Source organism: Variovorax sp. SRS16 (assembly GCF_901827165.1).
GTDB lineage: Bacteria > Pseudomonadota > Gammaproteobacteria > Burkholderiales > Burkholderiaceae_C > Variovorax.
Genome location: NZ_LR594666.1, coordinates 2,939,755 through 2,964,176, shown reverse-complemented (window position 1 = coordinate 2,964,176; position 24,422 = coordinate 2,939,755). Strand labels below are relative to the sequence as shown.

The following is a 24,422-nucleotide window of genomic DNA, read 5'->3' as shown; positions in this document are numbered from 1 at the left end:
GGTCTCCTGCCGCATCAGGACGCCTGCCGGCCGGCCGCGATGAAGCGCGCCAGCTGATGGGTCGTATCGCCGAGCAGCACGTCGTTGGCCGCAAGCCGCTTGGCGTAATGGCTGATGGCGGTCTCGTCCTGCAGGCCGACGGCGCCATGCAGTTGCAGCGCATCGAGCGCCAGTTCGCGGCCTGCGCGCCCGGTCAACCATTTGGCCGCGCTGATGCGCTGGCTGCGTTCGACCGGCGATGCGCAGAGCCAGCCGGCCGCGGCCTCGCGCACCAGCGCGCGGGCATTCACCCAGCGGCGGTAGTGCTCGACCACGCGGTGCTGCAGCGCCTGGTAGTCCGAGAGCATGCGGCCGAATTGCTTGCGCGTGCGCATGTACTCGACCGTGAGCGCCAGCGCGCGGCGCATCGCGCCCACGCTTTCCGCGCACAGCGCGACGGTGGCGAGTGCCAGGGCTTCCTCGACGATGGCGCCGGCGCGCTCGGGGCCGGCCAGGCGAGCCTCGGCGGACAGCCGCACGCTGCAGAAGCGCAGGTCCGCCGCGCCGCGTCCATCGTGCAGCCGATAGGCATGCCGTTCGATGCCCGCCGTCTCCGACGCACATTCGAACAAGGCCATGCCACCGTCGCCGAGCCGGGCACCGACGATCAGCCGCCCGGCACTGTCGCCGCCCATCACGAGGCGGGCCTGGCCTTCGAGGCGCCAGCCGTCGGCGTCGCGGTGCGCCGTGACGCCAGCCGCGCCGACGGCACCCTCCGAGAAGCCGGTGCCGTGAACGAAGGCCACGCGTGCGCCTTCGCTCATCAGCGCCTGCAGCGCGCGATCGCGGCCTGCGAACCCGGTTGCATCCAGCAGCAGCTGGGTCGGCAGCACGGCATTCCAGAGCACGGGCTCGACCACCAGCGATTCGCCGAGCGCTTCCATGGCCGGCATCAGGTCGGCGAGCGTGCCGCCGAAGCCGCCATCGCGTTCGGACACCAGCAGGCCGGTCAGGCCCAGTTTTGCCAGTGCTCGCCAGAAGCCGTCATCGAAGCTGAGCTTGTCGTTGATGATCGTGCGGCGCGTGTCGAAGTCGTAGCGGTCCGCGAGCAGGCGGCGCAACGTGGTGTCGAGCATGGCTTGCTGCTCGTCGAGTCCGGCCGCGAGCGGCGCATCGAGTTCGGTCTGGCCGCCGAAGACGGCCTTCGCGACGATGCCGCGCTGCACTTCCGACGTCCCGCCGCCGAGCGTGATGCCGCGGTAGCGCCAGACGTGCAGCGGCAGGTTGTTGACGTGCCCCGCCGACAGCGGCGCGTCTGCCGGGATGCCCGCGATCGCCTGCGGATCGAAGGGCAGCTGGTCGAGTCCCACCAGGTCGAGCTGCAACTGATGCAGGTCCTGCAGCAGCTCGTTGCCCTGCAGCTTCAGCAGCGAAGCCTCCAGGGCCGGTTCGCGGCCTTGCTGCACCGCGTGGATGGCCGGCCACCAGGCGGCCTCCAGCGCGCGCGCGCGGATGTCGAGTTCGGCATGGCGGCGCGCATGGACGTCCTCGTCCAGCAGCGAAGCGCCGCCCGCGCCGCGCCCGGCAGCGAGTTGCGCCGCGTGCGCAAGCTCGGCCTTGCATTCCGCGACGCGGGCCACGAACAGGCGCTCGATCACCAGCAGTCCCTTGGCCACCGACCAGCCGCCGTCCCGGGCACCGACGAGGTTCTCGGCCGGCACGCGCACTTCGTCGAAGAACATCTGCACGTGGAAGGTCGCGCCGTTCATGAAGCGGATCGGCCGGATCGTCACGCCCGGCGACTTCAGGTCGATCAGAAGCACGGAGATGCCGTCCTGCTTGCGCGCGGCAGACGGATCGCTGCGCACCAGCACCAGGGCCCAGTCGGCCCAGTGGCCGTAGCTCTGCCAGATCTTGGTGCCGCTGACGACGAAATGCTCGCCGTCGCGCCGCGCCACGGTCCGCAGCGAGGCCAGGTCCGAGCCGGCGTCGGGTTCGGAATAGCCCTGGGCCCAGTAGTCCTCGAAGGACAGCATGCGCGGCAGGAAGCGTGCGCACTGCACCGGCGTGCCGTGCCGGATGATCGTCGGTCCGATGGTGTCGATGCCGAGGTTCTCGTAGCGCGGCGCATCGCAGGCAGCGATCTCCTCGCGGAACACGGCCTGCTGCGTGAGCGACCAGCCGGTGCCGCCGTGTTCGACCGGCCAGCCGGGCGCGGCCCAGCCGCGTGCATGCAGGATGCGCTGCCAGCGCGAGGCCTGCTCGCGCGTCACGAGGGTGTGCGCGCGCACGGCGGCGCGGATGTCGTCGGGCACGGCCTGCTGCAGGAAAGCGCGCACCTCGGCACGGAAGGCTTCGAGATCGGCAAAGGAAGATGAATGCGACATGGTGAAGGCGGTGAGGGTGAATGCGCGTCAGCGCGCGGCGGCCGGACGATCCCAGTCGTAGAGACTCGGCTCGCCCCGCGAGAAGCGCGCTGCCGCCTCGGCGTGGTAGGGGGTGTGCATCGCGATGCCCTGCGCACAGGCCTCCAGCGAACACATCGTGGCGTAGTCGGTCTCGAAGCTCTTGTTGAGCAAGTCCTTGGTCATGGCGGTGGCCTCGCGCGGCCCGTCGCACAGGCGGCGCGCGAAGGCATGCGCCTCGCGCAGCAGCGCGTCGGGTTCGTGCACCGCGTGCACGAAGCCGAGCGCGCGGGCTTCGGCCGCATCGATCCGCCGGGCGGTGAACATCACGTCCTTGGCCGCGGCGAGCCCGATGATCCGCGGCAGCGTGTAGAGCGCCCCGTAGTCGGGTACCGCGCCCATGCGCGCGAAGGACATGCAGAATGCCGCGCGCGTGGAAGCGAGCACGAAGTCGGCCTGCAGCGCGAGGCCGAAGCCCGCGCCGTAGGCCGCGCCGTCGACGGCCGCGATCACCGGCACGTCGAGCTCGCGCAGCGGCGTGAGCCAGCGATGCGAATCCTGCAGCCTGCGGCGCGTGGCGTCGGGCGAATTGAATTCGGGGTCGGGGTTGTGCAGCCGCTCGTTCATGCCCTTCACGTCGCCGCCGGCACAGAAGCTGCCGCCGGAGCCGGTGATGATCAGCACGCGGATGTCGCGCTCGGCCGTCACGCGGGCGAGCATCGCCTCGTAGTCCTTGCGCAGGGCCATCGACATCGCGTTGCGCGCAGCGGGCCGCTGATGGGAAAACTCGGCAACGCCTTCGTCGATGCGAAGCACGGATTCGCCCAGTTCGATCGTTTGTGGGGTCATGGTCCGTCCTGCCTTCTTCAGTTCTTGAACGACACGTTCATCTCGCGCGCGAGGCGGGCGATCTTCTCGCGCTGCTGCTGGAAATAGCTCAGCGCCTCGGCGCTGGTTCCGGTCTCGGGCTCGATGCCGGCCGTGAGCAGGGTCTTGCGCACGTCGGGCAGCTTCAGCACTTCTTCGACCTGGCGGTTCAGCAGCGCGACCACGGCGGCCGGCGTGCCGGGCGGCGCCACGAGCATGAACCACGGCGACATGCCGTCGATCTCGCGCGTCAGGCCCTGCTCGCCGCTGGTGGGCACGTCGGGCGTCATCGACGAGCGATGTGCCTCGGTCACCGCGAGCAGCCGGATGTTGCCGTGCTCGACCAGCGGCCGGACGGACTGGTAGTCCAGGATCGCGAAGTCCACCTCGCCGCCGGCCAGCGCGACGGCCGTGGGCGCGTTGCCCTTGTATGGCACACCGACCGCCTCGACGCCCATCGACTGCACGAGCTTCAATGCGGCCAGATGCGGATTGCTGCCGTTGCCGCCCTGTCCGAAACTCAGCTTGCCGCTGTGCGCCTTGGCGTAGGCGACGAACTCCTGAGCGTTCTTGACAGGCAGGCTGGCGCGCACCGCGAGGTACGAGGGCGCGCGCGCCAGCATCGCCACCGGCACGAAATCCTTGCCCGGCACAAAGGCAAAGTCATCGAACATCAGCGGGAAACTCGTCGTCACCGCGTTGGCCACGCCGAGCGTGTAGCCGTCCGCCGGCGCCTTGATCACCATCTCCATGCCGATGCGCGTCGCCGCACCCGGCTTGTTGTCGACGATGAAGTGCGCGCCGAGCCGCTCATGGAGCTTCTGCGCGATCACGCGCGCCAGCGTGTCGGTGCTGGCGCCGGCCTGCACGCCGACCACGAGCCGGACCGTGCGCTCGGGATAGGCTGCGTGCGCGGCCAGCGCGAATGCGCACGCGGTCAGCGCCAGTCCGGCGGCTCTCAGAATGGAACTCAGTCGGGCGAGAGCCGGGTTGGATCGAACTTGCACGATGTCGTCTCCTGGTGGACCGCTGCCTTGCCTGCGGGCTGCGGCCGGTGTGCGATGAGACGGATCATCTGCATTCGCGCGTGTGCGCGCCCCACCCTAGATGAGGAGGGGTGGGTAAACCCGATCGCGGCGAATCGGCGCTGCGGCGGCTTATGTCCTGCCGAGGTCGCGCATGCGCTCGACCACCTCGTCGCGCCCGCTCACGCCCAGCTTGCCGTAGCAGTTCTTGAGATGCCACTTCACCGTGTCGAGCGACACATCGAGCACGCGCGCGATCTTCTTGTTCGGCATCGCCTGCAGCAGCAGTTGCACGATCTCGGCCTCGCGCGGGCTCAGCACGGCGAGCGCCTTTTCCTGCGCGGCCCGGCCTTCGCGGGCCGGCTCCGGCTTCGTCGCATGCGGTTGCTCGCGCGCTGCGGCTTCCAGCCGCTCGGCGTAGAAGCCCAGCACCGGATCGCGGCGCACTTCGTCGCCGGCGTCGCGTATCAACGGGATGACGTCCTCGTGCGCATCCAGCAGCGTGCGCACCAGCCCGAGCCGGTGCCCGAGCTGCAAGGCCTCGCGCACATGCGCGCGCGCCTTGCCGGCATTGCCGAGCATCCGCTCGATGGCCGCCGACTGCATGTGCAGATAGGGAATGCGCCGCACCCGGCCGCGTTGCCGGCACAAGGCCGACAGCGCATCGAGCTGCGCGAGCGCTTGTCGCAGGTCGCCCCCATGCATCGCGAGCTGGATCCGCGCGCGCTCGGCCACGACACGGATTTCGCTGAGCGTGCCGGCCGCGGCCTGCGCATGGCGCGCATCGAGCGCGTCGAGCGCGACCATCAGGCTGCGCGCGAGATCGGGCATGCCGCGCCGCAGCTGGATCTTCACTTGTTCCAGCAGGCTGTAGGCGCGCAGGCGATCGAGGCCCATGCGTTCGGCATAGTCCTCGATCTGCTCCGCGTAGGCGAGCGCATCGAGGGGCCGTCCCTCGCGCCAGCGCGAGCGGACCATCACGAGCATCACGCGGACCACGGTGTCGGGGATCGAGACCCGTTCGAGCACTTCGAGCCGTTCTTCCAGCAGGCGCATCGCGCCCGGCGCATCGTTGAGCTCGTAGAGGATCTCGGCGAGCAGGCCGGCCGCCAGGCAGCTGGCATCGATGCAGCTCGCGCCGCGGCGATCGGCTTCGAACAGCACGTCGCGATAGATGCGCTCGGCCTGGATCACCTGGCCTTCGACCGCATGGGTCAGGCCGGCCAGGCACCGCCCGGCCAGCACGCCGAAGGGCGTTCCCTGCAGCACCTGGCCTCGCAGGAGCGGCGGCGCGTCGCCGATCTGAACGCGCCGGGCCTGCTCGTAGTCGCCGTGGTAGAGATGGATCCAGGTCAGCAGATTGCGGCGGCCGGTCAGCGCGATCGCGTCGGCATCGGCCGGCGCGTCGAGCAGCTCGGGCAGGATGGCCATGGCCGCGGCGGAGTCGTCGCACTGCACCGCATGGAGGCCACGCAGCAGCGTGAGGCGGTAGCGCTCGGCGGGTGTTGCCGCCGCCATCTCGTTGTGCAGCTGCGCGATGCTGAGCGCGCAGTCCTGCAGCCGGCGTTCGTAGACTTCCACCCAGGCCATCCACAGCCGCAGGCCGGTGCGTTCGCGAACCAGAGCCTCCGGCAACTGGCGCACCAGGCCGACGAGACGGCGCAGCTCGCCGGCGACGAACAGCTCGTCCGCACAGCGCTCGACCAGATCCGCGGCCGCGGCGGCGTCGCCGGCCAGCAGCGCATGGCGCACCGCGTCGTGCGCCATGCCGCCGGCAGCGAACCAGTGCCAGGCCTTCGTGTGCAGTCCCCGCCGCTCGCTCTCGGACAGCGCCTCGAGGCGCGTGAGCAGCACGTCGCGAAGCAGGGGATGGAGCCGCCACCAGCCTTCGGGGTAGCGCGGACCGGCCGCGACCAGGAAGAGTCCCTGGCCCTCGAGCCGGCCGAGCAGCTCGGCGGCCGCCGGCGCGGCCGGCACCTCGCCGAGCAGCGCGTCGCACAGCCCGAGGTTGAAGTGCTCGGGCAGCGCACACAGCACGAAGAAGCGCAGCTCGGGCGCCGACAGCCGCGACAGCACTTCGCTGTCGAAGTAGCGCGCAAAGGTCTGTGCGTCGCGCACGCGCTCGCCGGTTTGCAGGGCGGTGCCGCCACGCTTGCGCCGAAGGTCGAGGCACAGCATCTTGAGACCGGCCGCCCAGCCGTCGGTCAACTCGTGCAGCACCCGCGCCTGCGATTCGTCGGCCTTGCCCAGCAGGCTCGCCACCAGGTGCGCCGACTCCTGCGGCGTGAAGCGCAGGGCGTCGAATCCGATCTCGAGCAATTCACCCTGCGCGCGCAGCCGGCCCAGCGACAGCGGCAGGGCGTTGCGCGAGGCGAACACGCACAACAGGTTCGCAGGCCCGTAGTCGAGCAGCAGCTGCAGCGCGTTCACGATGCGCGGGTCGCGCAGGTGGTGCGCGTCGTCGAGGATCAGCGCGACGTCGCGCCGCTGCGCCGCGATGCCGCGGACCAGCGCGATCACCAGGGCCTCGATGGCGTCCTCGCCGTGGCCATGGCCCGCCAGCGCAGAGGCTTCGGCCGTCATCGACGGATCGATGTGCGACAGCGTGGCGAGGAGGGCGTCGACGAAGGGCGCCAGATCGTCGTCGCCTTCGCCGAGCGCGATCCAGGCCACCTCGACGCCGATCGCCAGCAGTTCGCGCCGCCAGGCATCGAGTGCCGTGGTCTTGCCGCTGCCGGCCGGCCCCTGCAACACGACGCAGCGGCGATGCCGGGCCTGCCTCAATTGCTCGACGAGGCGCGGTCGCGCGATGGCGGCCGCGTCCGCGCGCGCGGGGCGCGGCTTGCGTTCTGCCGCCACGCTTTGCCGAGGCTTCGCGCACGGGTCTTTCATGTCGGTCTGCTTTCGGATGTCGTCTCGCACGGGCGCCATTGTGCGGCAGGGCACCTACTCCTCAGGGGTGGGGCCGGCGCGCGCTTGTCCTGCTCTACTGGCGGCATGCGAGCGCGTGGCTCGCGCCATGCTTGCGCGGTTCGCCGCATGAAAGGCTTCTCATGGACAAGACCGCCCTGTTGCGGCGACTGCGCCTGCCCGTCGTCGCTTCCCCGATGTTCATCGCGAGCGGCATCGATCTCGTCGTCGCGCAGTGCAAGGCGGGCATTGTCGGCTCGTTCCCGGCGCTCAATGCGCGCCCGGCCGACCAGCTCGACCGCTGGATCGGCCGCATCGAAGAAGCGCTGGCGCAGCACGACAGCGAACATCCGCAGGCCCCTGCAGCGCCCCATGCGGTGAACCTGATCCTGCACAAGACCAACGATCGGCTCGAGAGCGACCTCGCGACCTGCGTGCGCCGCAAGGTGCCGATCGTCATCACCTCGGTGGGCAACCCGGCCGCCGTGGTCGATGCGGTGCACGGCTATGGCGGGCTCGTGTTCCACGACGTCATCCACCAGCGCCATGCACGCAAGGCCGCACAGGCCGGCGTGGACGGGCTGATCCTGGTCTGCGCCGGTGCCGGCGGCCATGCGGGCCGGCTCTCGCCCTTCGCACTGGTCGGCGAGGTGCGCGACTGGTTCCAGGGCCTGATCCTGCTCGGTGGTGCCATCACCACCGGTGATCATGTTCTCGCGGCCCAGGCACTGGGTGCCGACCTGGCCTACATGGGCACGCGCTTCCTCGCAACGCCCGAGGCGCAGGTGCAGGCCGCCTACAAGGAGGCCGTGCTCGCCGCGTCGGCCGAGGGCATCGTCTATTCCGACCTGTTCTCGGGCGTCCATGCGAACTACCTGCGCAGCAGCATCGCGGCGGCCGGCTACGACCCCGACAAGCTGCCTGCCAAGGGCGAGCACGCGGAGAACTTCGGCTCCGAGAGCATGGCCACGAGCAAGGTGTGGCGCGACATCTGGTCCGCGGGCCAGGGCGTGGGACGCATTCGGGAAGTGCTGCCCGCGGCCGATGTGGTGACGGAACTGCGCCGCGACTACGCTTCGGCCAGGCAGCGCCTCGCGCCAGGCCATTCTTGAAACTCAGCGTGCACAGGCGACGCGGGATGCAGGGGATGGCCTGAGGTGCGCCACGCACAGCCGGTGTCCGCGGCATACTTTCCCGGAGTCTCCAAGGTCGGGCGGCACGGCACGCGCGATCCCGGGCGGGACGGCCCGGCGACCGAGCTGCAAGGTGGATGACATGGTGATGACATGCGCGGCCGAGGCGTCGCCTCGAGATCGAAGGGGCACCATCCGCTGGCCCGCACTGTGGCGCCTCGAACGCGAGAACTCGATCAAGGGCACCGTGACGGAAGGCGTGATCCGCTGGTTCAGGACCGCGCAGTCGAACATCAAGATGGTGTCGCCGTACTTCGTGCCCTTCGATGCGGCCGTGGCGAGCCTGGCGCAGGCGCGGGCCGCGGGCATCAAGGTCGCGCTGCTCACGAACTCCCTCGCATCGACCGACGAGCCCTGGGTCTACGTCGGCTACTGGCCCCATATCCATGACCTGCTGCAGGCTGGCTGGGGCCGTTCATTCCGCAGGACGAGTTGTAGCCCCTCGAATTGCGCGTCGGAACCTTCAGACCGGCTTCGTCCCCTTCAGCGTGATCCGTTGCATCACCCGCTGGAACCCGTGGTAATCGTTCACCGGGTTGTGTTGCGCGCAGCGGTTGTCCCAGAACGCGATGGCGTTGGGCTCCCAGGCCCAGCGGCAGGTGAACTCGGGCCTGACCTGGTGTTCGAACAGGAAGCGCAGCAGCGGCGCGCTTTCTTCGTCGGTCATGCCCTTGATGCCCGCGGTGTGCGCGGTGTTCACGTACAGCGCCCTGCGGCCCGTCTCGGGATGCGTGCGCACCACCGGATGCTCCGCACGGTATTCGCGCAGGTTCTCGGTCTTGCCGTCGGACCTGATGCGGTCTTCGCGGGTGCGCGAGATGTCTGCCTTGCTCGATGTGCTGATGCCGATCATCGGATCGATGACGCGCTTCATCTCCGCCGACAGCGTGTCGTAGGCAAGGTACTGGTTGGCGAACAGCGTGTCGCCGCCATAGGGTGGCACTTCGCGCGACAGCAGCATCGAGCCCATCGGCGGTTCGTCCAGGTACGTCGTGTCCGAATGCCAGATGCCGCCGAAATTCGATGTCTCGTACTTGAGCTTCTTCACTTCGATGATGAAGGGAAAACCTTCCACACCCTTCACGAACGGGTACTCGATCGGCTCGCCCATGGACCTGGCGAAATCCAGGAACTGCTGCGGCGTCAGGTCCTGGTTGCGCATGAAGATCACCTGGTGGTCGAGCAGGGCCTGGCGCACCTCGGCGGCCCGCGTGGCGTCCATGCCTTGCCGCAGGTCGATGCCCGAGAGTTCTGCGCCGAGGGCGCCCGCGATTTTTCTGATTTGCACGCTCAGGCCTTCTTCGTGTCTTGCGTCGACGCATCGGGCGCATAGGGAATCGACTCGTCCACCGTCTCCCAGATGTACGCGCCCGACGGGTTGCGGCTTTCTTCCAGGATGTGGCCGACCAGGCCGGCGGAGCGGCTCACCACGGCCACGCCGCGCATGACCTTCTGCGGAATGCCGATCTCGCCCAGCAGGGCCGCGGTGGCGCCGGTGGCGTTGATCGTCAGGTGCCTGCCGTAGACCGCGTCGACCTGCACCGAGAGCATGCGCAATGCGGCGATGTGGCGCCCGGGCACGCCTTCGCGTTCGGCCACGGCCAGCATCTTGGGCGAGCGCGGATCGTCGGGCTTGTGATGCGGATGGCCGAATCCGTGCACCGGCGTGCGTGCCGCATGCTGGCGCTCGGCGATGGCGCGCGCGCGGGCTTCCATGCCTTCGGGCGCGGCGAGGATTTCTTCCAGCAGCGCGGCGCATCCTTCCATGGTGCCGATGAAGGTCGTGCCCACGCCGAGCAGGCCGGCCGCGACCGCCGCCTGCAGCGCATCGGGCGCCGAGTGGTAGATCAGCCGCGTGGCGATGACGCTCGGCGTGATGCCGTGTTCCATCAGGGTGACCAGCACGGTGTCGAGGATGCGCACCTGCGCTGGTGTCGGTCGCGTGCCGATCAGCTGCAGCAGGAACATCTCGGTGAAGCTCATCTCGCCGATGATGTCTTCCACGAGATTGACTTCGCGCACGAAGATGCTCTGGGCATCCGAGCGCGCGATCGCGGTGCTCGGCTTGGCTTTGGTTCTCAAGAGGATCCTTTCGGGATGTTCAGCGCGTCACCTGGATGCCGGCGCGTTCGCGGTCCCAGAATGCGCCGAGGTTGGCTTCGGCCTTCTGGCGCAGCTTGTACTTCTCGATCTTCTGGCTCAGCGTGGCGGGCATGTCCTCGGCCACCTCGATGTAGCGCGGCACCATGAAGTACGCGAGGTTGCGGTTGCAATGCATGAGCAGGGACTCGTGGCTGAAGTCGCCTTCCATGCCGGCGCGCAGCGTGATGGTGGCGGCGACCTCGTCCTCGCTCGACTCCGCGCGCACCGGATACACGGCCACGTCGGCGACGGCGGGATGGGTGCGGATTACTTCTTCCACCTCGAAGGCCGAGATGTTCTCGCCGCGCCGCCGGATCGCGTCCTTGATGCGGTCGGTGTACCAGACGTAGCCGTCGGCGTCGCGCAGGCCGCGGTCGCCCGTGTGGAACCACAGGTTGCGCCGGCTGGCGATGGTGGCCTCGGGCTGCTTGTAGTAGCCGAGCGAGGCGCCCCACGGATTGTTGTTGCGCAGGAGGATCTCGCCCGGCGTTCCGGGCGGCACGTCGAAGTCGTCGGCGTCGACGATGCGCACCTCGACGCCCGCGCGCGGCAGGCCGCAGGAGCCGAGCTTGTCGCGCCGGCTTCGCGTGTTGTAGGCCGATCCCAGGCAGTAGTCGGTGAGGCCGAAGGCGCTCATGATCTGCATGCCGAAGCGTTCTTCGAAGCCCTTGGCGAAGCCGGGCACGGGCGCCAGATGGCAGCGCCGCACCGTGTGGCTGCGGTCCTGCGGCGAGGGCGGATGCTTCCACAGGAAGTTGGTCACCGCACCGACACCGTTGAAGACGGTCGCGCCGCTCTCGCGGATGTGCTGCCAGAACCTGCTGACCGAAAAGCGCGGCGCCAATGCGATCGCCGAGCCGGCCATGAGCGAGCCCATGGTGCTGCCCAGCAGCGCATTGCCATGGAACAGCGGCAGGAACACGTAGGCGATGTCCTGCGGCGTGTACTCGTGATGGAAGGCGACGTCGGTCCCCCAGTAGATGAGCTGGGCGTGGCTGAACATGATGGCCTTCGAGGGCCCGGTCGTGCCGGAGGTGAACATCAGCATCGCGAGATCGCTGAAGCGCGGCGGCTGCGCCACCTCGGGCTCGGCGGCCAGCAAGTGCGCGAAGTCATGCACGGCGGCGCCGGACGCGAGCGTGCTGCCGGGCGTCCAGGCGGGGACAGGGGCATCGCTGTCCGGCCGGTCCACGCGCACCACGAACACCTGCTTCACGCCGGGCACGGTCTCGCAGATGTCGATGAAGCGCTGCAGCAGCCGCTCCTCGACGATCAGCGCAGCGCTGTCCGAGTGGTTCAGGAAGTAGGCGAGCAGTTGTCCCTTGGCCGCAGCATTCACCGGCACGGTCACGTAGCCCGAGCGGCAGGGGCCCCAGATGGCGAGGAGTTGCTCGGGGCAGTTCTCCATGAGCACCGCGACGTGGCTGCGGGCTGCGATGCCATGCGCCGCCAGGCCGCCGCCGATGCGAGAGGTCCTTTCGTCGATCTGCGCATAGCTGGTGGCGGCGCCCGTGGGCAGCCAGGTCATGAAGGTCTTGTCGCCCCATGTCCGCGCTTTGGCCGCGAGGACCTGGTGGAGATCGGCGGTGCGCGCATCAAAGTCGAGCCGGTCGGGAAAGGCCGTCATTCCAGCTTCGCCCCGCTGACGCGGATCAGGTCCTGCCATTTCTTGCGCTCGCTGGCCTGCGCGGCGCTCCATGCCGTGACGTCCGCGAAGTCGTTCTCGAAGCCCTGCGCACGTGCCAGGTCGGCCATGGCCGGCGAGCGCATCTGCGCGGACAGCCCGTCGGAAATCCTGCGCACGACCTCGTCGGGCGTTGCCGTCGGCACGAAGACGGCGTTGAAGGAGAAGTATTCCCAGCCCGGATAGCCGAGCTCGGCCACGGTCGGCAGATCGGGCAGCGCCTGCGAGCGGCGCGGGCCGGTGACCGCCAGTGCCCGCAGCTTGCCGCCCTTGAGCTGCGCCGCGGCCGTGGTGAGCGCGGCGAAGCCGAAGTTGACCTCGCCGCTGATGATGTCGATGACCGCGGCGCTCTGCGTCTTGTAGGGCACGTGCATCAGCTCGACGCCCGCCACCTGCTGGAACGAGGCCGCGGCGAGATGCTGCGAACTGCCGCTGCCGCCGCTCGAGTAGGTGAGCTTGCCCGGGTTCTTCTTCGCATGGTCGACCAGCTCCTTCACCGAATGAAAGGGCGAGTTGGTCGGCACGACCAGCACCAGCATCACGCTGGCCAGGCGGGCGACTGGCTTGAAGTCGCGGCCCACGTCGTAGGGTACCTTGCTCATCAGCACCTCGTTGGTGTAGTGGCCGGGCCCGGTGAACAGGACCGTATAGCCGTCCGCTGCCGCGCGGGCCACGTAGTCGGTGCCGATGACGCCATTGGCACCTGCCTTGTGATCGACAATCACCGGCACCTTCCATTGCGTGCCGAGCCGTTCGGCGAGGACGCGGGTAATGGCGTCGAGCGTCGTGCCCGGGCCGTAGGGTTCGAGGAAGGTGACGGGCCGCGCAGGCCAATCGGTCTGCGCGTGGGCAATGGGCAGCGCCGCCAATGCGCCGGCGGACAGGGCCGCCAGCGTGATCGAGCGCCGGAGTGGGGATTTCATGCACAGGTCCTCGTGTGGAGTGCCGGATAATTTATTCGCTCATGCGAAATAATGTTCGCGATTTCGAACAACCACGCCATTTGCGTGCGGCTGCGGGTTTGTCCGTACGGGATGTTCGGTATCTCGAACACATCGCCGAGCGGCGGTTGGCGCGGAGAGACCGGCGAATGCCTCAATCGCGACCGCGCCGGCCTTTTGCCGCATGCGGCGGCACGACGTGATCGGCCGGGGCAATGTCCGCGAGTCGCTCCATCAGCGAGCTCGCCATGCCGAGCACCTTGCGCTCGGTCTCGTTCAATTGCTTGAGGGCCGCGGACAGCCAGCTGTCGCATCGAACCATGTCCTGGTCGAGCGTCGCGCGCCCGGCCTCGGTGATCGAGATGAAGAAGCGGCGTCGATCGTCCTGGCTTCGCTTGCGCACGATCATGCCGGCCTCGCGCAATTCCGCCAGTGCGCGCGTCAGCGACTGAGGCTGCTGGCATTCCGCGGCAGCAAGTTCGCTGAGCGTCTTGGGCCCATGCCGCTGCAGATAGCTCATCATGCCGATCTTGTTGGCGCTCAGGGCGTCTGCCGCGAGTTCGGCGCGCAAGCGGCGTGCCAGGCGGAAAACTCCGCGCCGAACGTCCGCCACGCTGTCGGGAGAACCCTTTGAGCTTGTCATGATAATACGCAGTTGCGCAGTATATTCTGGGCAGAATATCGCTGCCCCGAGGGGGCCGATTGCCGGTTTATCAAGTCAATGCGATGTTCCGGTGCAGGCAATCGGTGCCCCGCATCAGCCAGCCATCGGTCGAGGCGGCATCTTGCGTTCGCTGGACGCATTTCGTCGCATTGCGCTCGCCACGGGGTGCACAGGGCAGCACAGTCGCGCCATCGCTCCCATACGGAGAAGGTCATGAGCAACGCAAACACGGCGCCCGCAAGGTGGCGGCATTCGCAAAGAGTCACGGCATTGGCTGCGGCGCTGGTCCTGGCCGGCTGCGCGGTCGGGCCCGATTTCAAGACGCCCGAGCTTCCACCGGCGGCCCAGGGGCCTGACTACACCCCCGGTCCGCTGCCGGCCAGGACGGCCGAAGCGCCCGGCAGCGCAGGCCCGGCGCAGGAATGGGCCAAAGGCATGGACATTCCGGCGCAATGGTGGACGGTGTTTCACTCCGAGCCGCTGGACCAGCTGATCCGCAGCGCACTCGAGCACAGCCCGACGCTTGCGTCGGCCCAGGCCGCGCTGCGCCAGGCACAGGAAAACTACAACGCGCAATCGGGCAAGCTGAGTCTGCCGTCCGTCGATGCACAGCTCGGCGTCGAGCGCGAACGCGCCTCCGCCATCCAGACGCAGGTGCCGGGCGGCCAGCTGCTGACGCTGTACAACGCCTCGGTCAATGTCTCGTACACCGTCGACGTGTTCGGCGGCGTGCGCCGCCAACTGGAAGGCGCGCAGGCCGCGGTGGATGCGCAGCGCTACCAGGTCGAGGCGGTGTATCTCACGCTCACCGGCAACCTGGTCACGACGGCGATCAAGGACGCGTCGCTGCGCGCCCAATTGCAGGCCACGCGCGAGGTGTTGGCGGCGCAACAGCAGCAACTGGATGTGATCGAAAAGCAGTTCGCCACCGGCGCGACGCCCAAGTCGATCGTGCTGGCGCAGCGCACGCAGGTCGCGCAGACCCTGGCAACGCTGCCGGCGATCGAGAAGAGTCTCGCCCAGACCCGCCATCAGCTCGCCGTCTATGCAGGACGCCTGCCCAGCGAGGCCGGGCTGCCCGAATTCGATCTCGCCAGCCTGAACCTGCCGGCCACGCTGCCGCTCTCGCTGCCCTCCGAGCTGGCACGCCAGCGGCCGGACGTGCGCGCCAGCGAGGCGCTGCTGCACGAGGCCAGCGCGCAGATCGGCGTGGCCACCGCCAACCTCTATCCACAGCTCCAGCTCACCGCGAGCTACGGCAGCACGGCGACCCGGGCGCGCAACCTGTTCGGCAGCGGCTGGGACTTCTGGAGCCTGGCCGGCGGCCTGACGCAGCCCATCTTCCACGGCGGCGCGCTCAATGCGCAGCGCCGCGCCGCGATCGCCGCCTTCGATTCCGCCGCGGCGCAATACCAGGGCACCGTGCTGACGGCATTCCAGAACGTCGCCGATGCGCTGCGCGCGCTCGAGTTCGATGCCGCCACGCTCAAGTCGCAGTCCGACGCCGAAGCCATCGCGAAGCAGTCGCTCGACCTGACGACGCAGCAATTCCGCGCCGGCGCAGTGAGCTATGTGCAGCTGTTGACCGCGCAGCAGGCCTACCTGCAGACCCACACGGCACTGGTGCAGGCGCAGGCTGCGCGCTACGCCGACACGGCCGCGCTGTTCCAGGCGCTGGGCGGCGGCTGGTGGAACCGCAGCGAGCTCGCCGACGCCTCGGCTGCCCCCAAGAATTGACGACCCCGACCCCCAGGAGAACCCCCTCATGACGAAGCGCATGATCATCATGATCGGCTGCGTGTTGCTGCTGATTGCCGTGCTGGCATTCGGCAAGTTCCTGCAGATCAGGCAGCTCATCGCGTCGGCCCCCAAGCCGAGCCCACAGACCGTGACGGTCATCGAGGTGAAGAGTCAGCAATGGCGTCCGCAGCTGGCCGCCGTCGGCACGCTCACCCCGGTGCGCGGCGCCGACCTCAGCACCGAAGTCGCGGGCCTGGTGCGCAGCGTGCACTTCAAGTCGGGACAGGACATCCAGGCCGGCGCGCTGCTGGTCCAGCTCAATGCCGATTCCGACATCGCGCAGCTGCATGCGCTGGAAGCCGCCGCCGCGCAGGCCGCCATCGTGCTCAAGCGCGACCAGGCCCAGCTTGCGGTGCAGGCCGTCAGCCAGGCGCAGATCGATGCCGACCTCAACGACCTGAAGGCCAAGCGCGCACAGGTTGCCCAGCAGGCGGCCACGGTCGACAAGAAGGCCATCCGCGCGCCCTTCGCCGGCCGGCTCGGCATCACCACGCTGAACCCGGGACAGTACGTGAACGCCGGCGACAAGCTGGTCACCCTGCAGACGCTGGATCCGATCTACGTCGACTTCTCGCTGCCCCAGCAGCAACTGGCCGGACTCGCGGTCGGGCAGGTCGTCAACGTCAGCGTCGACACCTTCCCCGGCCAGACCTACAGCGGCAAGATCAACGCGATCAATCCGAAGGTCGATCCGGCCACGCGCAACGTGCAGGTCGAAGCAACGCTCGCCAATCCCAAGCGCGAGCTGTTGGCGGGCATGTTCGCGAACGTGAAGATCGACGTCGGCGACACGCAGCAGTGGCTCACGGTGCCGCAGACCGCCATCACCTACAACCCCTACGGCTCCACCGCGTTCATCGTCAGCAAGGCGGGAGCCGCCAGGCCGGGCCAGCCGGCGAGCGCAGCGAGTGCGCCCAGTGCAGCCGGTGCGGCAAGCGCACCGGCCGGTGCCGGCGGCGACCAGCTGGTCGTGCACCAGGTCTTCGTCGAAGCCGGGCCGACCCGCGGCGATCAGGTCGCGATCACCAAGGGCCTGGAGGCCGGCCAGCGGATCGTGACCAGCGGCCAGATCAAGCTGAAGAACGACACGCCGGTGGTCATCGACAACAGCGTGCAGCCCGCCAACAGCCCGAACCCGACGCCGCAGGAAAAGTGAAGAAGGCCATCGCATGAACTTCACCGACATCTTCATCCGCCGGCCGGTGCTGGCGACGGTGGTCAGCCTGCTGATCGTCGTGCTCGGGCTGCGTGCGCTGTTCGGCCTGCCGATCAACCAGTACCCGCGCACGCAGAACGCGGTGGTCACCATCACCACCGCCTACTACGGCGCCGATGCCGCGACCGTGGCCGGCTTCATCACGCAGCCGCTCGAGGCCGCGGTCTCGCAGGCGCAGGGCATCGACTACCTGTCGTCGTCGAGCATCAGCGGCGTGTCGACCATCACCGCGACGCTGCGCCTGAACTACGACGCCAACCGCGCGCTGACCGAGATCAACACGCAGGTCGCCTCGGTCAAGAACCAGCTGCCGCCGCAGGCCCAGCAGCCGGTGCTGACGGTGCAGACCGGCCAGACCACCGATGCCATGTACATCGGCTTCTACAGCGACACGCTGGCCAACAACAACGTCACCGACTACCTGGTGCGCGTGGTGCAGCCCAAGCTCAATGCCATCGATGGCGTGCAGACGGCGGAAATCCTCGGCGCCCGCACCTTCGCGCTGCGCGCCTGGCTCGATGCCTCGCGCATGGCGGCCTACGGGGTGACCGCGGCCGACGTGAGCGCCGCACTCGCGGCCAACAACTTCCTGGCGGCGGTCGGCTCGAGCAAGGGGCAGGCCGTCACCGTGCCGCTGACCGCGGGCACCTCGCTGCACTCGGTCGACGAGTTCAAGCAGCTCGCCATCAAGAGCAGCGGCAGCGCGATCGTGCGACTGCAGGACGTGGCCACGGTCACGCTGGGCTCCGAGAACTACGACTTCAACGTGGCCTTCAACGGCGTGCGTTCGGTGTTCGTCGGCATCAAGGTCGCGCCCGAGGCCAACATCCTCGACGTGGCCGAGCGCGTGCGCAAGGTATTCCCCGACGTGCAGAGCCAACTGCCCAGCGGCCTGACCGGCGAGATCGTCTACGACTCGACCGACTTCATCAACACCTCGATCACCGAGGTCGTGAAGACGCTGGTCGAGGCGCTGCTGATCGTGACGGTGGTGATCTTCCTGTTCCTCGGCAGTTTCCGGGCGGTGCTGGTGCCGGTGATCGCGATGCCGCTGTCGCTCATCGGCACCTTCTTCGTCATGCTGATGCTGGGCTACTCGATCAACCTGTTGACGCTGCTCGCGCTGGTGCTGGCCATCGGCCTGGTGGTGGACGACGCCATCATCGTGGTCGAGAACGTCGACCGCCACATGCGGGAGGGAAAGTCGGCGATGGAGGCGGCCTTCATCGCGGCACGCGAACTCAGCGGGCCGATCCTGGCGATGACGGTGGTGCTGGTCGCGGTGTACGTGCCGATCGGCTTCCAGGGCGGCCTCACGGGTGCGCTGTTCACCGAGTTCGCTTTCACGCTGGCCGGCGCAGTGGCGGTGTCGGGTGTGATCGCGCTGACGCTGTCGCCGATGATGTGCTCGCGCTTCTTCAAGCCCGAGCAGGACAGCGGCAAGTTCGCGATGGCGATCGAGCGCACCTTCGAGCGCGTGCACCACGGCTACCAGTCCGTGTTGCGCAGCCTGCTGCGGACCTGGCCGGTGCTGATCGTGATGGGCGTGATCCTCATCCTGTGCCTCGGCCTGATGTTCAAGATGTCGAAGTTCGAGCTTGCGCCGGAAGAAGACCAGGGCATCGTGCTGTCGCAGATCCAGGGCCCGCCGACCGCGACCATCGATCAGATGCAGACCTACGCCGACCAGATCTTCAAGATCGCGAAGGCCATTCCCGAGTACGCGCAGATGTTCCAGCTGACCGGCGTGCCCAGCACCAACACCGGCATCGCCGGCGTGCTGCTCAAGCCCTGGGACCAGCGCTCGCGCAGCGCGCACGACATCCAGTCCGAACTGCAGCAGCGCTGGAACGGCATCGCCGGCGCGCGCGTGGCGGCCTTCCAGTTCCCGGCGCTGCCGGGCGCCTCCGGGCTACCGGTGCAGTTCGTGATCAACACCACCGAGCCTTTCGAGAACCTCAACACGATCGCGCAACAGGTGATGGACCGCGCGCGCGCCGACAAGAAGTTCTACTACATCGATGCCGACCTGAAGCTCGACAAGCCGCAGGCCACCGTGGTCGTCGACCGCGACAAGACCGCCTCGCTCGGCATCACGCAGCAGGACGTGGGCAATGCGCTCGGCGCTGCGCTGGGCGGCGGCTTCGTCAACTACTTCTCGATCGCGGGCCGCTCGTACAAGGTGATCCCGCAGGTGCTGCAGGTCGACCGGCTCAACCCCTCCGACACGCTGAACTTCTACATCAAGACGCCGAACGGCGTGGTGCCGGCCAGCACGGTCGCGAGCCTGCAATACACGGTGCAGCCGGAGTCGGTGAACCACTTCCAGCAGCTCAACTCGGTGACCATCTCGGGCGTGCCCAGCGGTGCGCAGGGCGAGACGCTGGAGTACCTGCGGGGCCTGGTGAAGCAGATCGCGCCGACCGGCTACACGGTCGACTACTCGGGCCAGTCGCGCCAGTTCCAGCAGGAGTCGGGCAACTTCGCCGTGACCTTCGCGTTCGCGCTGATCATCGTCTTCCTGGCGCTGGCCGCGCAGTTCGAGAGCTTCCGCGATCCGATCGTGATCCTGGTGTCGGTGCCGCTGGCATTGTTCGGCGCGATGATCTTCATCTTCCTCGGCTTCGCGTCGATGAACATCTACACCGAGGTCGGGCTGGTCACGCTGATGGGGCTGATCAGCAAGCACGGGATCCTGATCGTGGAGGTCGCCAACCGGCTGCAGCGCACCGGCAAGAGCAAGCTCGATGCGGTGATCGAAGCCGCCGGCACGCGGCTGCGTCCGATCCTGATGACCACGGCGGCGATGGTGTTCGGCGTGCTGCCGCTGGTCATCGCCTCGGGTGCCGGCGCGGCCGGGCGGCAGGCGATGGGCATCGTGATTTTCAGCGGCCTGTCGATCGGCACGCTGTTCACGCTGTTCGTGGTGCCCGCGATGTACCTGGCGCTGGCGGCCCAGCACCAGCACGACAACGAGGCCGCTGGCGGCCCCGCGCCGCAAGCGTTGGCCGAGGCCTGAAGAATAGAGGGCGCGCCGGCCCGGGTGAGATCCGGGTCAAAGGCCCAGGTAGGCGTTGCGCACCGCCGGGTCGTCGATCAATTCCCTGGCCGGCCCGCTGCGCACGATGCGCCCGGTCTCGAGCACGTAGCCGCGGTCGGCGCCCGACAGCGCAAGATGGATGTCCTGCTCCACCAGCAGCACCGTCACGCCCTCGGCGCGGATCGATGCCAGCACCTCCATCAGCTGCTGCACGACGACCGGCGCAAGGCCGAGGCTCATCTCGTCGACCATCATCAGCATCGGTGCGGCCATCAGTGCGCGCGCCATCGCGCACATCTGCTGCTCGCCGCCCGACATGCTGCCCGCCAATTGGCGGCGGCGTTCCGAAAGGCGCGGAAAGAGCGCGTACATCCGGTCGAGATCGCGTGTGACAGCCGCCTTGTCGCGACGCAGGTAGGCGCCCATCAGCAGGTTGTCCTGCACCGTCATGCGGTCGAACAGCTGCCGGCCCTCGGGCACCTGCACCAGGCCGTGCGCGAAGGCCTGGTCGGGCGTCAATCCGGTCAGCTCCTCGCCCTTGAGCACGATGCTGCCGCCGGCCGCGGGCAGCACCCGCGACAGGGCGCGCAGCAGCGTCGTCTTGCCGGCGCCGTTGCTGCCGACCAGGGCAACGATCTCGGCCGCGTGGATTTCGAGGTCGACCTTGTGCAGCGCGAGCATCTCGCCATAGCCCGCGCTCAGGCCCTTGACCTGCAGCAGCGGCGCGGCTGTGGCAATGGCGTTCATGTGCGCTTCTTTCCGAGATAGGCCTGCACCACCGCAGGATCGGCCAGCACGTCGTCGGGCGCGCCGTCGGCGATCTTCTCGCCATGGTGCAGCACCAGCAGGCGGTCGGACAGGGTCTTGATCGCGCGGATCACATGCTCGATCACGAGCACGCTGATCCCCTGCGCGCGCACCTTGCGGATGATGTCGATCACCTCGTCGATCTCGACATTGTTGAGCCCGGCCATCACCTCGTCGCACAGCAGCACCTTGGGCTGCATGGCCAGCGCCTTCGCCAGTTCGAGGCGCTTGCGGCCAGGGCCGCCGAGTTCCTCGGCGCGCTGGTCCACGGCCTTTCCCATGCCGACGAAATCGAGGCAGGCACGCGCCTGTTCGCGCGCCAGCGCCAGCCTGGACTGTCCGCCGCCTCGTCCGAACAGCGCGCCGACGGCCACGTTGTCGAGCACCGACAGGCCCGGGAACGGCCGCATGATCTGGAAGGTGCGGCCGATGCCCAGGCGCGCGCGGCGGAAGGCCGGCATGGCGTCGATGCGTTCGCCCTGGAACAGGATCTCGCCGTCGCCCATGTCCAGCGTGCCGCTGATCAGGCTGATGAGCGTGGTCTTGCCGGCGCCGTTCGGGCCGATCAGGCCGAGGATCTCGCCCGGCTGCAGCGAGAAGCTGACGTCGTTGACGGCCACCAGCCCCGCAAAGCGCCGCGTCGTGTGGCGGACTTCGAGTTGCGCGGTCATAACCGATGGGCCCTGATGTTCTCGATGAAATAGCGCCAGCCGCTGACCTTGGCGCGCCGCAGCATGTCGGCCAGGCCGCGCGGCATCAGCACCACCGCCGCGACGATGACCACGCCGAAGAAGAGGCCCGCGATGCTGGTCACCTTGCTCGACAGGATCTCCGAGATGGCAGACAGCGAGAAGGCGCCGACGATCGGTCCGAACACGGTGCCCGGTCCGCCGAAGACGGCCATGATGATCATCTGCACGTTGAGCGTGATGTCGAAGGCGCTCGCCGGATCGAGGAAGGTGATCCAGTAGGCATGGATGCCGCCGGCCAGCGCGCTGAACAGGCCCGAGAGCGCGAAGGCGAGCACCTTGTAGAGGGTCGTGTTGACGCCCATCACCGCGGCACCCTCCTCGTTCTCGCGGATCGCGATCAGGCCGAAGCCGAAGCGGCTGCGCGTGATCCAGAAGATGGTCAGCGTCGCCGCCACCAGCAGGGCCAGCGCGGATTCGTAGAAGAGGGCGTCGTTGTTGAGCGGCGGCAGCACCAGCCCGACGTTCTGGCCGGCGAGCGGGATGTTGGAGACGATCGCCGTCATCACCTGCGCCAGCGCCAGCGTCGCGATCGCGAAGTAGTGGCCCTTGAGCCGCAGCACCGGCAGTCCGAGCGCGAACGCGAACACCACCGCCAGCAGCGCGCCGAAGGCCAGCCCGACGCCGAAAGGCAGGTTCCACTGCACCATCGCGATGGCGACGCCGTAGCTGCCCAGCCCGTAGAAGACCGAGTTGCCGAAGGACGCATAGCCGGTATAGCCGCCGATGATGTTCCAGCCCTGCGCCAGCACGGCCAGCAGCAGCGTGCTGATGCCGAACTGGATCACCACGTCGGAGCCGTACCAGGGCACGCCCGCCAGCGCGACCAGCGCGGCGAGGATGAGCGCGATGCGCAACGTCTTCATGCCGTCTTCCCCAGGAGGCCGCTCGGCCTGACGATCAGCACCAGCAGCAGCACGCCGAAGCTCGCGACATCGGCGAAGGTCGGCCCGATGTAGAGCGTCGCGAGCGCCTCGATGAGGCCGAGGAAGAGGCCGCCGACGATCACGCCGAGCGGATTGTCGAGCCCGCCGATGATCGAGATCGCGAAGGACTTGGCGGTCAGCGAGGCGCCGATGTAGGGATTGACCTGCGACACCGTGCCATAGAGGCCGCCGGCCGCGCCGGCCAGCGCGATGCCGAGGCCGAAGGTCACCGCGTAGAGATGCCGCGGTTCGACGCCGTAGAGCCGCGCCGCGACCAGGTTCTGCGCCGTTGCGCGGATCGCGCGGCCGAGGCGCGTGTGCAGCAGGAACAGCCACATCCCGACGGTCAGCACGATCGCGATCGCGAAGGCGATCAGCCGCACCACCGGCAGCACGATGCCGAACCAGGCCACGCTGTTGCCCGCATAGGGCGGATTGATGGTGCGGAAGTCGGCCGAGAAGGCGAGCTGCGCGAGGTAGGTCAGCACGACCTCGAGGCCGAAGGTGATCAGCAGCGTGTTGAACATCGGCGCGCGCACCACCAGGTTGAGCACGCCGCGCTGCATCAGATAGCCCAGGCCGAACATCGCGACCGCAGTGATCGGCAGCCCCACGAAGGGATCGATGTGGGCGTCGGTGTAGAGATACCACGACAGGTACCCGCCCAGCATGATGAAGGCACCGTGCGCCAGGTTGACGATGTTGAGCACGCCCCACACCAGCGCCAGCCCGAGCGCCATCACCGCATAGAGGCCGCCTTGCAGAATGCCGTTGACGACGATCTGCGCGAAGAGATCCATGACCTGCTGTCCGGAACGCGGCCGCTCAGCGCGCGTTCCAGGCCGGCATCGGGTACTTGGGTGCGTTGACGCCTCCCTTGGCGCCGTAGATCTCGACCAGCTTGTCGCCCTGCACCTGGATCACGACCTGAGGCAGGTCGATCTGACCCTCGGGGCTGAAGGCGATCGGGCCGTAGAGACTGTCGAACTTGCTCTTGGCCAGCGCGTCGCGCACCTTCGCCGGATCGATGCTGCCGGCCGTTTCGATCGCCTGCACGATGGCCTCGACATCCGCGGCACCCGAGGCTGCGTGGTAGTCGGGGTCGTAGCCGAACTTGGCCTTGTATTCGTCGGCGAACTTCTGCGCGTCGCCGAACCAGCGGTCCTTGAGCGTCGTGCTGGGCAGCCAGGCGGTCATGCCGAAGGCATAGTCGGCGTCCTTGCCGAGCGCCTTGCGGAAGTCCTCGCTCGGCACGCCGACGGTGAACGAATAGAGCTTCGGCGCGACCGCGAGGCTCTTGGCCTGGCGCACGAAGTTCAGGATCTCGGTCTCGTGGCCGGCCACCAGCACGACGTCCACGTTCTTGCTCTTGACCTGCGAGAGCAGCGAATTGAAGTCGGTCGCGTTGGTGCTGTAGCGCTCGTCCATCACGGTGTCGAAGCCGGCCTTCTTGAGCATCGGCCGCGTGCCTTCGGCGACCGAGACGTCGAAGGCATCATCGGCATACAGCAGTGCCACGCTCCTGGGCACCGGCTTGAGCGACTTGAGCATGTCGATCGTGCTGCCGAAATAGTTGCTGGCCGGTGCCAGCGTGCCGAAGATGTACTTGAACTTGCGCGAGAAGATCTGGTCCGATGCGCCGCCGCCTTGCACCATCGGCACCTTGTATTTTTCCGACACGGCCGAATCGGCGAGCGCGAAGTTGCTCGCGAAGGGCCCGAGCAGCAGGTTGACCTTGTCCTGCGAGACCAGCTGCGTGTATTGGCGCACGCTCAGGTTCACGTCGGACTGGTTGTCGTAGAGCTTCAGCGCCAGCTTGTGCGCCGTGCCGCCGATCTTCACGCCGCCGGCCGCATTGATCTTGTCGATCGCGAGCTGGTAGGCGTCGCGGTAGTAGCGGCCGGTGTTGGCGACCGGCCCGGTGAGCTGGACCGATGCGCCGAGCACGACCTCCTGCGCGAACGCCGCGGCTGCGGGCAGGGTGGTCATGGCGACCGTCAGAAGTGCAGGAAGGAGGGGCGAACGATGGATGCGCATGGGTGGATGTCTCCTGGCTTATTGGTTGTTTTGCAAC

19 protein-coding genes are annotated in these 24,422 nt (G+C 68.1%); 4 read left to right on the top strand and 15 right to left on the bottom strand.

Annotated elements, in window-relative coordinates:
* Positions 1 to 14: 14 nt before the first annotated feature.
* The 4 genes from E5P2_RS14345 to E5P2_RS14330 form a co-directional block, all read right to left on the bottom strand.
* Positions 15 to 2,366, bottom strand: a complete 2,352-nt coding sequence (locus E5P2_RS14345; protein WP_162567813.1) for an acyl-CoA dehydrogenase family protein — start codon at positions 2,364 to 2,366, stop codon at positions 15 to 17.
* Positions 2,367 to 2,393: 27 nt separating this feature from the next.
* Positions 2,394 to 3,233 carry an enoyl-CoA hydratase/isomerase family protein gene (locus E5P2_RS14340; RefSeq protein WP_162567812.1) on the bottom strand — a complete coding sequence of 280 codons (840 nt, stop codon included), beginning with the start codon at positions 3,231 to 3,233 and terminating at the stop codon, positions 2,394 to 2,396.
* A 17-nt stretch (positions 3,234 to 3,250) separates the two neighbouring features.
* Positions 3,251 to 4,258: a tripartite tricarboxylate transporter substrate binding protein gene (locus tag E5P2_RS14335; protein WP_162567811.1), complete on the bottom strand. Its 1,008-nt coding sequence runs from the start codon at positions 4,256 to 4,258 to the stop codon at positions 3,251 to 3,253.
* Between the two features lie 150 nt (positions 4,259 to 4,408).
* Positions 4,409 to 7,168 (bottom strand): helix-turn-helix transcriptional regulator, encoded by a 2,760-nt coding sequence (locus E5P2_RS14330; protein WP_162567810.1) that lies wholly within the window; start codon positions 7,166 to 7,168, stop codon positions 4,409 to 4,411.
* A 161-nt stretch (positions 7,169 to 7,329) separates the two neighbouring features.
* Between E5P2_RS14330 and E5P2_RS14325 the strand changes: the two genes are divergently transcribed.
* Positions 7,330 to 8,298 carry an NAD(P)H-dependent flavin oxidoreductase gene (locus E5P2_RS14325; protein WP_162567809.1) on the top strand — a complete coding sequence of 323 codons (969 nt, stop codon included), beginning with the start codon at positions 7,330 to 7,332 and terminating at the stop codon, positions 8,296 to 8,298.
* A gap of 3 nt (positions 8,299 to 8,301) precedes the next feature.
* Here the strand turns inward: E5P2_RS14325 and E5P2_RS14320 are convergent, their stop codons facing one another.
* The 6 genes from E5P2_RS14320 to E5P2_RS14295 all read right to left on the bottom strand — a co-directional run bounded on the left by E5P2_RS14320 (position 8,302) and on the right by E5P2_RS14295 (position 13,789).
* Positions 8,302 to 8,706: a hypothetical protein gene (locus E5P2_RS14320; RefSeq protein WP_162567808.1), complete on the bottom strand. Its 405-nt coding sequence runs from the start codon at positions 8,704 to 8,706 to the stop codon at positions 8,302 to 8,304.
* A gap of 136 nt (positions 8,707 to 8,842) precedes the next feature.
* Positions 8,843 to 9,667, bottom strand: coding sequence for a TauD/TfdA dioxygenase family protein (locus E5P2_RS14315; protein ID WP_162567807.1), 825 nt, complete (start codon positions 9,665 to 9,667; stop codon positions 8,843 to 8,845).
* A gap of 2 nt (positions 9,668 to 9,669) precedes the next feature.
* Positions 9,670 to 10,461, bottom strand: a complete 792-nt coding sequence (locus E5P2_RS14310; RefSeq protein WP_162567806.1) for a citryl-CoA lyase — start codon at positions 10,459 to 10,461, stop codon at positions 9,670 to 9,672.
* A 19-nt stretch (positions 10,462 to 10,480) separates the two neighbouring features.
* A complete protein-coding gene (locus tag E5P2_RS14305; RefSeq protein WP_162567805.1) occupies positions 10,481 to 12,148 on the bottom strand; it encodes an AMP-binding protein in 1,668 nt (555 codons plus the stop codon).
* Positions 12,145 to 13,128, bottom strand: coding sequence for a tripartite tricarboxylate transporter substrate binding protein (locus tag E5P2_RS14300; protein ID WP_162567804.1), 984 nt, complete (start codon positions 13,126 to 13,128; stop codon positions 12,145 to 12,147). The genes E5P2_RS14305 and E5P2_RS14300 overlap by 4 nt, the downstream gene beginning before the upstream one ends.
* A gap of 172 nt (positions 13,129 to 13,300) precedes the next feature.
* Complete coding sequence (locus tag E5P2_RS14295; RefSeq protein WP_162567803.1) at positions 13,301 to 13,789, bottom strand: MarR family winged helix-turn-helix transcriptional regulator; 489 nt, start codon at positions 13,787 to 13,789, stop codon at positions 13,301 to 13,303.
* Positions 13,790 to 14,023: 234 nt separating this feature from the next.
* Here E5P2_RS14295 and E5P2_RS14290 point away from each other — a divergent pair, with 234 nt between their 5' ends.
* Genes E5P2_RS14290 through E5P2_RS14280 form a run of 3 tightly spaced genes read left to right on the top strand, consistent with a single transcriptional unit; the run spans position 14,024 to position 19,845 of the window.
* A complete protein-coding gene (locus E5P2_RS14290) occupies positions 14,024 to 15,547 on the top strand; it encodes an efflux transporter outer membrane subunit (protein ID WP_162567802.1) in 1,524 nt (507 codons plus the stop codon).
* A gap of 28 nt (positions 15,548 to 15,575) precedes the next feature.
* On the top strand, positions 15,576 to 16,766 hold the full coding sequence (locus E5P2_RS14285) for an efflux RND transporter periplasmic adaptor subunit (protein ID WP_162567801.1): 1,191 nt from the start codon (positions 15,576 to 15,578) through the stop codon (positions 16,764 to 16,766).
* A gap of 13 nt (positions 16,767 to 16,779) precedes the next feature.
* Entirely contained in the window at positions 16,780 to 19,845 is a 3,066-nt protein-coding gene (locus E5P2_RS14280; protein WP_162567800.1) for an efflux RND transporter permease subunit, read from the top strand.
* Positions 19,846 to 19,881: 36 nt separating this feature from the next.
* Here E5P2_RS14280 and E5P2_RS14275 read toward each other — a convergent pair whose 3' ends face one another.
* From E5P2_RS14275 to E5P2_RS14255, 5 genes are read right to left on the bottom strand one after another with little or no spacing between them, the layout of a single operon-like run.
* Positions 19,882 to 20,613, bottom strand: coding sequence for an ABC transporter ATP-binding protein (locus tag E5P2_RS14275; protein WP_162567799.1), 732 nt, complete (start codon positions 20,611 to 20,613; stop codon positions 19,882 to 19,884).
* A complete protein-coding gene (locus E5P2_RS14270) occupies positions 20,610 to 21,344 on the bottom strand; it encodes an ABC transporter ATP-binding protein (protein WP_162567798.1) in 735 nt (244 codons plus the stop codon). The genes E5P2_RS14275 and E5P2_RS14270 overlap by 4 nt, the downstream gene beginning before the upstream one ends.
* Positions 21,341 to 22,288, bottom strand: a complete 948-nt coding sequence (locus E5P2_RS14265; RefSeq protein ID WP_162567797.1) for a branched-chain amino acid ABC transporter permease — start codon at positions 22,286 to 22,288, stop codon at positions 21,341 to 21,343. Before E5P2_RS14265 ends, E5P2_RS14270 begins: the two co-directional genes overlap by 4 nt.
* Entirely contained in the window at positions 22,285 to 23,148 is an 864-nt protein-coding gene (locus E5P2_RS14260) for a branched-chain amino acid ABC transporter permease (protein ID WP_162567796.1), read from the bottom strand. Before E5P2_RS14260 ends, E5P2_RS14265 begins: the two co-directional genes overlap by 4 nt.
* Before the next feature lie 25 nt (positions 23,149 to 23,173).
* A complete protein-coding gene (locus tag E5P2_RS14255) occupies positions 23,174 to 24,337 on the bottom strand; it encodes an amino acid ABC transporter substrate-binding protein (RefSeq protein ID WP_232080701.1) in 1,164 nt (387 codons plus the stop codon).
* Positions 24,338 to 24,422: the final 85 nt, after the last annotated feature.